Annotated in this window: 12 protein-coding genes; 9 read left to right on the forward strand and 3 right to left on the reverse strand. The window is 32.4% G+C overall.

Annotated features, from left to right (window positions below; translation table 11 throughout):
* The first annotated feature begins 30 nt into the window (after window positions 1-30).
* The 8 genes from IR010_RS12950 (at window position 31) to IR010_RS12985 (ending at window position 6,128) form a co-directional block, all read left to right on the forward strand.
* Window positions 31-489 (forward strand): DinB family protein, encoded by a 459-nt coding sequence (locus tag IR010_RS12950; protein ID WP_029272788.1) that lies wholly within the window; start codon window positions 31-33, stop codon window positions 487-489.
* Window positions 490-506: 17 nt separating this feature from the next.
* Window positions 507-1,082, forward strand: a complete 576-nt coding sequence (locus IR010_RS12955; RefSeq protein ID WP_194569954.1) for a sugar O-acetyltransferase — start codon at window positions 507-509, stop codon at window positions 1,080-1,082.
* The gene (locus tag IR010_RS12960) at window positions 1,082-1,471 is read left to right on the forward strand and encodes a VOC family protein (protein WP_029272786.1); all 390 of its coding nucleotides are present in this window, start codon (window positions 1,082-1,084) and stop codon (window positions 1,469-1,471) included. The genes IR010_RS12955 and IR010_RS12960 overlap by 1 nt, the downstream gene beginning before the upstream one ends.
* Before the next feature lie 383 nt (window positions 1,472-1,854).
* On the forward strand, window positions 1,855-3,135 hold the full coding sequence (locus IR010_RS12965; RefSeq protein WP_194604409.1) for a chloride channel protein: 1,281 nt from the start codon (window positions 1,855-1,857) through the stop codon (window positions 3,133-3,135).
* 90 nt (window positions 3,136-3,225) lie between these two features.
* The gene (locus IR010_RS12970) at window positions 3,226-3,825 is read left to right on the forward strand and encodes an HPP family protein (protein ID WP_194604412.1); all 600 of its coding nucleotides are present in this window, start codon (window positions 3,226-3,228) and stop codon (window positions 3,823-3,825) included.
* Window positions 3,826-4,033: 208 nt separating this feature from the next.
* The gene (locus IR010_RS12975; protein ID WP_029272783.1) at window positions 4,034-4,573 is read left to right on the forward strand and encodes an IS1096 element passenger TnpR family protein; all 540 of its coding nucleotides are present in this window, start codon (window positions 4,034-4,036) and stop codon (window positions 4,571-4,573) included.
* A 91-nt stretch (window positions 4,574-4,664) separates the two neighbouring features.
* The gene (locus IR010_RS12980; protein WP_194569960.1) at window positions 4,665-5,024 is read left to right on the forward strand and encodes a four helix bundle protein; all 360 of its coding nucleotides are present in this window, start codon (window positions 4,665-4,667) and stop codon (window positions 5,022-5,024) included.
* A 45-nt stretch (window positions 5,025-5,069) separates the two neighbouring features.
* Window positions 5,070-6,128 carry a nucleoid-associated protein gene (locus tag IR010_RS12985; RefSeq protein WP_029272781.1) on the forward strand — a complete coding sequence of 353 codons (1,059 nt, stop codon included), beginning with the start codon at window positions 5,070-5,072 and terminating at the stop codon, window positions 6,126-6,128.
* Window positions 6,129-6,219: 91 nt separating this feature from the next.
* Here IR010_RS12985 and IR010_RS12990 read toward each other — a convergent pair whose 3' ends face one another.
* Together IR010_RS12990 and IR010_RS12995 are read right to left on the reverse strand one after the other, a co-directional pair.
* Complete coding sequence (locus tag IR010_RS12990; RefSeq protein ID WP_194604416.1) at window positions 6,220-6,801, reverse strand: TetR/AcrR family transcriptional regulator; 582 nt, start codon at window positions 6,799-6,801, stop codon at window positions 6,220-6,222.
* Window positions 6,802-6,873: 72 nt separating this feature from the next.
* Window positions 6,874-7,626: an SDR family oxidoreductase gene (locus IR010_RS12995; RefSeq protein ID WP_194569964.1), complete on the reverse strand. Its 753-nt coding sequence runs from the start codon at window positions 7,624-7,626 to the stop codon at window positions 6,874-6,876.
* A 229-nt stretch (window positions 7,627-7,855) separates the two neighbouring features.
* On the opposite strand from IR010_RS12995, the gene IR010_RS13000 reads away from it, so the two are divergent.
* Window positions 7,856-10,225 carry a GAF domain-containing protein gene (locus tag IR010_RS13000; protein WP_194604419.1) on the forward strand — a complete coding sequence of 790 codons (2,370 nt, stop codon included), beginning with the start codon at window positions 7,856-7,858 and terminating at the stop codon, window positions 10,223-10,225.
* Window positions 10,226-10,247: 22 nt separating this feature from the next.
* On the opposite strand, the gene IR010_RS13005 is transcribed toward IR010_RS13000, so the two are convergent.
* Window positions 10,248-11,426, reverse strand: a complete 1,179-nt coding sequence (locus tag IR010_RS13005) for a Pycsar system effector family protein (RefSeq protein ID WP_194604422.1) — start codon at window positions 11,424-11,426, stop codon at window positions 10,248-10,250.
* Window positions 11,427-11,431: the final 5 nt, after the last annotated feature.

An 11,431-nucleotide genomic window follows, 5' to 3' on the forward strand; every position in this document is an offset into this window, starting at 1 on the left:
TTAGCTTTTAAGTTTCTAAAACTATCAATTATGTCAGAAAGCAAAAGAATTTCGAATTTATATCAATCCATTTATAATGGGAATCCGTGGCTGGAAGTTACTTTGGCCCACACTTTAGAAAATGTAACTGCGGCGCAGGCTTACAGAAAAGTAAATCCTAACTTAAATACGATTTGGGAAATTGTCAACCATTTAATACAATGGAGAAGGAATATTTTGAGGCGTGTTCAAGGAGAAACAGTCCTAACTCCTGACCATAATTATTTTGTACCTGTTTTAGATTCTTCTGAAGCTGCATGGGAGCAATCGATTCAAAATCTGGCAAAGTCGCAAGAATTATGGAATGCCTTTTTTGAGGATTTTGATGACGCCGATTTAGACAAAATATATGTTAATAATGGCCACACGTTCTACGAACATATCCACGGAATTATTCAGCATGATGTTTATCATTTAGGTCAAATTGTAATTTTGAAAAAATTCATTTAAAAAAACATTTCAAATTTATGAAAACTGAAAAGGAGAAAATGATTTCGGGTGAATATTACAATGCATTAGATCCTATTCTGGCAAAAGAACGCCGAAAAGCGAAAAACTTGCTGCATAGATTAAACGTAACCGAATATCGTTTAACAAAAAAAGCCAAAGAAATTTTAGCCGAATTAATTCCGAATACTGGTGCGGGTTTCTATATTGAACCGCCTTTTCACTGTGATTATGGTTACAATATTACTTGTGGTGACAATGTTTATTTTAATGTCAATTGCGTAGTTTTAGACTGCGCTCCGGTAAATATTGGATCGAATGTGTTTTTTGCCCCAAATGTTCAAATCTATACTGCAACTCATCCGCTTAACGCTGAATTGAGAAAATCTCTAGAAAATGCATTGCCAATTTCTATTGGAGACGATTGCTGGATTGGCGGAAATTCTGTAATTTGCCCAGGCATAACTATCGGAAAAGGCTGCGTTATTGGTGCCGGATCTGTAGTTACAAAAGATATTCCAGACAATTCATTAGCCGTTGGAAATCCGGCCAAAATAATTAGAAAATTAAATCAAGAATCTGAACCAAATACATAATGCTTACCTTAAATAAAGTTCATCATATTGCCATTTTATGCTCTGATTATCAAAAATCTAAAACATTTTATACAGAAGTTTTAGGATTAACTGTTATTAGAGAAATTTATCGTGAAGAACGACAATCCTATAAATTAGATTTGGCTTTAAACGGCACATATGTTGTTGAATTATTCTCATTCCCAAATCCGCCAAAACGACCTTCTCGACCAGAAGCGGTTGGCTTAAGACATCTGGCTTTTGAAGTAATTAATTTAGAAGAAACTATCGCTTTTTTAAATACAAAAAACATAGAATCAGAACCAATTCGAATTGATGAAACGACTGAAAAACGTTTTACATTTATTGCTGATCCGGATGAGCTGCCAATTGAGTTTTATGAGAGGTAAATAATGAGAGGTTCAAAGGCTCAAAGCTACAAAGGTTCATAGGTTTTATTTTTTCATTTTTTCATTTATGAATAACACGTTCAATTTGTCATTTCGACGAAAGAGAAATCACCTGCGAAATTCCGCAAGGTATATTACCAATCTTTTTCGATTAACTAGTGTGATTTCTCCTTCGTCGCAATGACAGAAATGAGAAAAACTTTACCCCTTTGCAGCTTTAAACCTTTGAACCTAATTAAAAGCTATTCAAGCAAAACATACTGAACGAATTTTCTTATTGACATCGGTTTTAACACACTAAAAGAATTATTTACTACATAAAATCAATTTTGATGCTTAATTTTGTAATCCGCATATAAAATGCGAATTCAAATTTACTTCTGATGAACAAAACGGCGCAAATCAAAAAAAATCACCAATTTATTAAGTTCAGAAAATTAGTTATTGTTTCCATTTTAATTGGTTTTTTATCTGCTTTTTTAGGAATTTCACTTAAAAAAATAACCGAATATTATGAAGAAATCTTCTATAATGAAGTGACAATTCATCCGCTTTATTATGTTATTTTTCCAGTTTTTGGATTATCTGTAATTTACTTTCTGAGACAATATCTCTTTAAGAAAAAAGAAAACAAAGGAATCAAAGAAGTATTTGAAAGCACACAATCAAAAACGAAAAATCTTCCATCTTATAAGATTCCATCTCACTTTATAAACGGATTATTAACCGTTATTTTTGGAGGGTCAACAGGAATAGAAGTTTCTACGGTTGTTGCCACAGCTACAATTGGATCAGTTGCACAGCAAAAAGAAAATGTATTTCGTCAGTACAAAACAGAACTAATCTGTGCAGGAGTTGCGGCGGGTGTTACAGCACTTTTCAGCAGCCCAATTGCCGGAATTTTATTTGCTCTAGAAGTTATTTCACGAAAAGTGACTCGAGCTTTTATTACATCTAATATCATTGCAGTTTCAATTGCTTTTGGATTGCTTTCTATTTTAAAAGAAGAACCCCTATTCGTAGTTTCGATTACCACTTGGCATTTAAAAGCGATTCCCTATTTTATTCTTTTAGGAATTTTGGCAGGAATGAATTCAGTTTACTTAACGAGATGTGTATTATTTTTTAAATCTCAATTCGGAAAAATAAATACGCATTATTATAAAATCATAATAGGATCTGCAGTTTTAAGTATTTCACTTTTTATTTTTCCGCAACTTTACGGAGAAGGTTATCACGCTATAAAAGGGATTTTTGAAAATGCGGCTGAAATTCCATTAACGATAACTTTAGCATTCACTTTTATTGGAATTTTGATTTTAAAACCAATTGTAACTTCAATAACTTTAGCTTCTGGAGGTGATGGCGGTGTTTTTGCTCCCAGTCTTTTTATCGGTGCTTTTTTAGGATTATTATTGGCTTCATTTTTAAATTCGGTTTTTCATGTAAATGTAATTCCGGTTAACTTTATGATCATCGGAATGGCTGCCGTTTTGAGTGCCAGTATCCATGCACCATTTACAGCTATATTTTTAGTTTGTGGCTTAACAAACGATTATACTTTGTTTTTACCAATACTTGTGGTTTGCTTAATTTCTAAATATACTGCAAAAACAATTTATCCTTATACTGTATATAGTTACGCTCCAAGCTTGACAAAATAAATTATACAGCCACAAATTCAGCTATTCACACAGATTTCCAATTATTTTTTAATCTGTAAAATCTCTGGCAAAAAAATTCATATTACTATTATGCCCACTCAAAAAATCAGACGAAGCTATCGAAAAACACGTTACATTCTTTACAAGGAAACCTTAATCGATTTTAAAGAACATTTTTGGTCTTTTATTGGCTCATTTGTGGGAATCGGAATATTGGCTTATCTTGAATCTATACATTTCTCAGGAAATGATATGGTTTATTTAATTGGATCATTTGGAGCATCAAGTGTATTAATTTATGGCATAATTCAAAGTCCGTTTTCACAGCCACGAAATTTAATTGGCGGTCATTTGATCTCCGCATTTATTGGTGTAAGCGTAAATAAATTGGTTCCTGATATTGTTTGGATAGCCGCTCCATTGGCAGTTTCTCTTTCTATTGTATTCATGCAAATCACCAAAACACTTCATCCGCCTGGAGGTGCGACTGCCCTTATTGCTGTTACCGCTTCAAGTCAAATAAAAAATTTGGGTTATATGTATGTTATATCGCCCGTTTTAGTCGGCGTCTTGATTTTATTTATAACTGCTTTAATCTTTAATAATATAACTTCAAGCAGGAGTTATCCTAGTCATTGTACTTACCACAAGCATTATCATAAAATTCGAAAAAGATTGACTGTAAGGTAAAGTTTGTCATTTCGAGGAACGAGAAATCATACTAGAAACTCCACGTAGCGTTGATAATCTTTGTGGATCAGCATGTGTGATTTCTCGTTCCTCGAAATGACAAGCTACTCAAAGCTTAAAACAAAAAAATCTTTTCAACAAATCGTAATTCCTAATTCGTATTTCGTTTTTTATATTTTACCTTTGACCTTTCATTAAAACAAAGATTATGGTTTATAAATTTAGAGTAATTCTAGACGCCGAAGAAGATATTTTTAGAGACATTGCAATTCTTGAAGACGATACTCTTGAAGATTTACACAATGCGATCTTCAACGCTTTTGGTTTTGACGGGATGGAAGTAGCTTCGTTTTATACCTGCGATGAAACTTGGAATCAAGAAGATGAAATTCCGCTTTTTGATACTGGAGACGTTCCTGGCGAACAAAAAACTATGGCTGATTATCCGTTATCTTCTATCTTAGATGAGCAAAATACTAAAATAATCTATGTATACGATTTCATTAATATGTGGACTTTCTTAGTTGAATTGGCTGCTATTGAAGATCAAATTGCTGGAGCACCTTATCCTGAAACTCTATTTTCTCATGGAGAAATGCCAGACGAAGCCATTGAAAAAAACTTTGAAGCCGATATGCATGATGATATTTACGGCGAATTTGAAGATGACTTAGACGAAGAAGATCTTGACATGTTCGAAGGCGACGACAGCTTCGAAGATTACGGATTTGAGGAGAATTGGAATTAAGCTAAGTTACTAAGTTTCTGAGACGCTAAGTTTCTAAGTTTTTCTAATTGAAAGATTTTTCTTATTTTTGAAGTTAATTTAAAAATAAATAATGAGTCATTTTAGAAAAATCTTAGTTTGGCAGAAATCCATTACCTTAGTTACCAAAATTTACAAAGCAACAAGCACTTTTCCAAAAGAAGAAACGTTTGGATTAACTTCTCAAATACGGCGGAGTTCAGTTTCTATTCCAAGTAATATTGCAGAAGGATCTGGTAGAGAAAGTAATAAAGATTTTTTGCGGTTTTTATATATTTCTCTAGGTTCTATATTTGAAATGCAGACTCAGCTTGAAATTGCAAAAAACATTATATACATAAAAGAAGAAGAATTTAACCTTTTATATGAGGACAGTCGAGAGATCGAAAGAATGTTAGCGTCATTAATAAGAAAATTAAAAGACCCTATTTAAAAAACTTAGAATCTTAGAAACTTAGAATCTCAGCAACTCAAAAAAATGATCAACTTATTCAACACCCACATCGAGACGCTTGCGATACACCGCGTAGGGAACAAAAGCAGAAACGAAGCGATTTTTTTATCGGAACAGCCTTTTAACTTAAATGACGAAATTGTGCCTCTGATAAAAGAGTACTTTTTTAAACCTTTTAGAGAGAAAGAAGAAAACTATTATCAGTTTGCACACGAAGTTGATTTGGATTATAATGACATGTTTAAATATGCTACTGAGATTTTTGATAATCCGAGCAGATTACAAGAAGTTTCTAAAAATATTACTACGCATTTATTCGAGCAATCAAACCATCCGCATATTAAAAACGGAGAAGTCTATGTAACGTATTTAACAAATTTGAGCATTGACAATAATGTTGTTGACGCTATCGGAATTTTTAAAAGCGAATTGCAAGCAGACTTTTTACAGTTTGAAGAAAAAGACAGCAATCTTGAAATGATTTTGCAACAGGGAATTAACCTTAGCAAATTAGATAAAGGATGTTTGATTTTTAATTATAAAAAAGACGAAGGATATAAAATTTTAACTGTAGACAGTAATCGTTACGACGCGCGTTACTGGTTAGAGCACTTTTTATCTGTCGATGCCTTTGAAGATGAAAACTTCATCACCAAAAAATACTTGAAATTTTGTCAAAACTTCGCAAAAGATGTTGTTTTGCCAGCAGAAGACAAAAAAGAAGAAGTTATGTTTATGAACCGATCTGTGAACTATTTCGCTAAAAATGATCAGTTTGAAGAACAAAATTTCTTGAACGAAGTATTAGATAATCCAGACTTGATTCCTGAATTCAAAAATTATAAAGTTGATAAAGGAGAAAAATACAGCATCGAAGATGTAACCTCATTTCCAATTGCAAACGCAGCAGTTTCTGACGCTAGAAAATCGATTAAAAACGTAATTAATCTGGATACTCACATTCAGATTAAAATGGATTTTATCAATCCTGAAAGTGCAGAAAAATTTGTTGAAAAAGGCTGGGATGAAGAAAAACAAATGTATTATTATTTAGTTTATTTCAATAAGGAAGAAAAAAGCTAATCATTATTCATTTTCTATTACTTACTTAAACACAAAAAACGGCAACTACATTATTGTAATTGCCGTTTTTTATTTTACATGTCTTCTAATCTTAAAATAAGGAAAACATTGCTTTTAAAATATCATCGTAAACCTGTTTGTCTTTTTCACCGGCACGAGCCAAAACTCTAATTCCAGAATAGGTATTGAAAATAAATCTAGCAAGTACACGGGCATCGTTTTTGGTTGAAATTTGTCCTCCATCCTGCCCTTTTTTAACAGCAGTGTAAAACACATCTTCCATAATTTTCTGATTACCGCTAACTATTTTAGCAATTTCTTCATCGTGCATGGCAAGTTCTACTGCAGAATTAACCATAAAACATCCTTTCGTAATGCGATCTTCCAGACTTTCAACAACTGCCAATTTAAAAATAACAGTCAGTGTTTCTTTAATGTTTGTCGACGTGTCAAGCATTTCTTTAACCTTGACATAATTATCGTTTTGATACTTATTTAAAGCTTTTACAAAAAGTTTTTGCTTATCACCAAAAGTATCATATAAACTAGAACGGCTCAAACCTAAATGCGTTACCAAATCCTGAGCCGAAGTGCCATTATAACCTTTGTGCCAAAAAATTTCGACAGCCTTGTCTAAAGCTTGTTCTTCGTTAAATTCTTTTGTTCTAGCCATAACCTTAAATTTAAATTCCTTTACAAAAGTATAAAAAATATGGAACAATCGTTCCTAAATTTTTGCAAAAAATTAAACCACAGCGTTTACAGTAAGTCCGCCATCGACAACAATTTCAGAACCTGTAATAAATGATGCATCGTCTGAAGCAAGAAATCCAACAGTTTTAGCAATTTCTGAAGACTGAGCAAAACGCTTCAATAAAATTTTCTCTCCTAAAAGTGCTCCAAAACCTTCTACTTCTGCTTTTTCTAAACCTAATTTGCCATAAAGCGGTGTTTCAACTGGGCCAGGAGAAACGGCATTTACTCTAATTTTTCTTGGCGCTAATTCTGTAGCAAAAACTTTGTTTAAAGATAAAACTGCCGCCTTGCTTGCTGCATAAACACTTGAATTTGGCATACCTAAATGCGCATTAACAGAAGTATTAAAAATAATAGAAGCTCCATCATTTAAAATTGGCAATAATTTTTGAACTGTAAAATAAACTCCTTTTACATTGACATTCATAATACTGTCATAATGCTCTTCTGAAGCTGAATCTACTGGAGCGAAAGATGCGATTCCGGCATTTAAAAATACAATATCAATTTTTCCATATTGAGCTGCAACTTTTTCTACTAAGGCCTCAATAGATTTTAAATCAGATTGATCTGCTACAATTCCAGTTACATTTAATTCTGCTTCAGCTTTTGCCAACGCTTCTTTATTTCTTCCTGTTACAATTACGTTTGCGCCTTTTGCTTTTAATTCAGCTGCAGCTGCGTACCCGATTCCGCTATTTCCTCCAGTTACGATAGCTACCTTGTTTTCTAAATTTTTCATTTTATTTGTTTTTAAGTTATTGATTATTCAATTATTATGGTACAAAGATACAATAACGGAACGATCGTTCCGTTATTGTTGATGTTAATATTTAGTTAAAATAATTAATGCCTTTCAAAAGCCCTTATTTTTCTAAGAAAAAATCTATCCTGCCATAAGCGAAACAAATAAGAAAACGTGAAAGATTCTTAATTTATGCTTAATTTTGTAGCCTAAAAACAAAAATCTGATGGATATTCAATTACACAACGAAAGTCCTTTCCAAACCATCATCTCCTTTCATAAGCTGATTGAATCTTTTGAGGAAATTGCTTCATCAAACGTTGACTACCGTGCCAATTATGCCAAAGCCCTATTAAAAGAAATAGAACATTTACCAGAATTTAGAACAGGTATTCTGGATTATTCTGTCATTAAAAACAATGAGGCTTTAATTAAAAATCTTTTAGCCGATTTATTTCCAACCGCTTTAAGTCAGAATGAGATAAAAGCAGTTACGATTCCTTTTCAAAATATATCTTTTAATTATACAGACCGTTTCAAAAAAATTCTGCGCAACGCCGGAGATGAATTCTATATGGAAATTCGTGATTTTGATGATCACCAATTTTATGTAAATAACTGCTGCTTGATTTTAAGCAGTTATTACAAACAGCATATCGATTTTAACAAACCCTTTTTCTATGACATTCCGGACGAAAGCGGTATAGAAAAGCATTATCGTATTTTGTACAATGCTGATTTTATGGAAATTATCCCAACAGAAAATGCAGTTCATTTGACTCAAGATGACATTGATTTACTGCTTGATAATTATAGTGACATTGAACTATGGAAATCTAAATTTCCTAAAGGAAGCTGGATTTTAAAAGGTTTTGGAATTGTTTCATTGTTTGATGCTACTACAGAAAGCGCAATTTCGATACTAAAAAGTAACTTATTAAAGCCTAATACAAAAACAGTTGCAAAAGATGAAGTTGTTGCAAATATCTTTAGATCAATATTTAAAATACCAAATTTAAAAGTTGGTTTCATTATCTATAATCCTGAAGAAGAGAAATTTATCAGGCCTGTTAAATTTGATAATCAATTACAAAGTTTTTTGCTTTCAAAAGAACAGGAAGTAGACTGTAAAAATGCCTTTTTTGGATGTTCATTTGAAAACTTATTAGACAAAAACGAACCTTTTGTTATTTCGAATGTCAAAAAATTCATTGAAGAATCGCCAAACAAAAGAATGGGCGAACACTTATTACGACAAGGAATTCAAAGCTGTGTTTTTGCACCTGTTGTAAAAGACGGCCATTTACTAGGCGTAGTTGAATTGGTTTCAGAAAATCCTAGAGAATTGAATAGCGTTAATGCAACAAAACTAGAATTGGTTTTGCCGTATTTGACAGACACAATCGACCGCTATAATACTGATATGCAACACCAGATTGAGGCAATTATTCAGCGAGAATATACCACAATTCACCCAAGTGTATATTGGAAATTCAGAAAAGAATCTCAAAACTATTTTCAAAATATCAATCATACAAAAGATTATATTTTTAAAGAAATTGTTTTTAAAAATGTATATCCGTTATACGGTCAAATTGATATCAAAGGTTCTTCTGAGCATAGAAATGAAACCGTTAAAAGAGATTTGAAAAATCAGCTTACAACGCTTTTAGAAATTTTTGATAATCAAAAACCAAATGCAAATCTGGTACTTTTAGAACAACGAAAGTTTGAACTAGAATCGCTTAGAAATGAATTAGAATTTCCATTAAAAGCAGATACAGAACAACATATTCAGCGTTATATAGAAGAAGAAATTCATCCGATTTTAAAAAACACTAAAGGTTCTGCGAAAAACGAGAAATTAGAAGAATTGTATTTTGAAAGCCTTGATGAAAAAACAGGTTTATTTTATCAGGAAAGAAAGAAATTTGATAATGCAATGTCGATTATCAACAAGAAATTAGCTTCGGTTTTAGACAGAAAACAACTGGAAGCGCAACAAATTTATCCGCATTATTACGAGCGTTTTAAAACGGATGGTGTTGAACATAATTTATATATTGGAGCTTCAATTTCGCCAACAAAACCTTTTGATATAATGTACCTGCATAACTTACGCTTGTGGCAATTGCAGACTTTATGCGAAATGGAGCTAGAACATCATCAGCTTAAAGAATCGCTTCCTTATGAACTAGACGTGACTTCATTGATTTTAGTTTTCAGTGCACCGCTTTCCATTCGTTTTAGAATGGATGAAAAACGTTTTGATGTTGACGGAACTTACAATGCGAGATACGAAGTCGTAAAAAAACGTATTGACAAATCGAACATTAAAGGAACTAAAGAGCGAATTACAGAAAAGGAAAAAATTACGATCGTATACTCGCAAAATAATGAAGAAACTGAATATTTGAAATACATCAAATATCTGCAGCATAAAAAAATATTAGAACCTGCAATTGAACAATTTGAAGTTGAAGATCTTCAAGGCGTTTCTGGTTTGCGAGCGATTCGCGTAAAAGTGATTAACAATACCGCTAATCTGGCAGCGAAAAAAATTACTTATCAGGATTTATTAGATGAGCTCAATTAATTGAGCTCATTTTTTTATTTTTTTAAATGGATTTAAATGCAATAACAAACGCGATAACGGTAATGACAATTCCGACCATGAAAAAATTGTAGGCAATACGAAGCAAATTGTATTTTCGCTGCAGGACTAATCCAAGAAAATATAAATCTTTGATCATATTTGAATATAAATAATCGCGGTCTTTCATCATTTCGTTCATTGCCCAATCGTATTCTTCTAGAGGCATTTTATAGAAATTTCCAAAAAACAGTAAGTTTATTTTTTTATTCTCGATGTCTTCTCTTGTAAAAACACCAGAAGTAACTTTTGGACGTGTCGAAAGAATCGCAAAAATAATCGTAATAACGCTAGACATCAGCATAATAAATGTCGGAATAACCAAATGTGCATTTTTCGGGCTGTCTAATTTTGGAATAATCGAAGAAAGTGCAATTGAAATAATAATCGCATTAACAGACAGCAAGATATTAGCTTTACTATCAGCAATACCGCTTAATCGGGTATGATTTCCTAGAGTAACACGAAACAAAGTATCTACGCCACGATCTGGTTTTTCAACTTTATCTTTCTTTTTATTTTCAGCTTCAATTAAGGCTGCAGCTTTCTTTTCTTGCTTGTTTATTTTCTTCTGTATCAAAAGCAAGTTTTTTTCTTTTAGAGGCTGCCATTTTTTTTGAGCATAATCAGTATAAAAACGGTGTTTGTTCAGCAAAAATCCCATGTTTTCTTTCGCCCACTCGGCATTAGAAAAATTGAGATTCCAAGTGTTTTTTAATTCAATACGCAACAGTTCACAAGTAGTTTCATATTCCGTACCCATCAAATGAGCAAAATCTGCATCTTTAATTATCTTTTCTAAATGTGTTTTCGGAACGTATTCCTTGATTGTAGCCAAAATCAAACTCGATACTTTTTCTATATACTCATCTGATTGTCCCTTCTCTTTCAAGAAATTGGATGCAATTTTGACACTTTCTTTTTCATGGTTTTCATAACCTACAGTATATCCTGTGTCATGAAACCAAGCTGCCACTAGAAGCATTTCTTTTTCATCTCCCCCTACATCTTCTTTCTTACAAAGCTCTTTTACTGCATTTACTACGGTTAAAGTATGGTTAAAATTATGGTAAGAATATAAATTAGAAAGTTTATCTTTGAGTAAAATACTGACGAAATCTTCGGATTGTTCTATTAGATTCATAAAGA

Source organism: Flavobacterium sp. MR2016-29 (genome assembly GCF_015350695.1).
In the GTDB taxonomy this organism is placed as follows: domain Bacteria; phylum Bacteroidota; class Bacteroidia; order Flavobacteriales; family Flavobacteriaceae; genus Flavobacterium.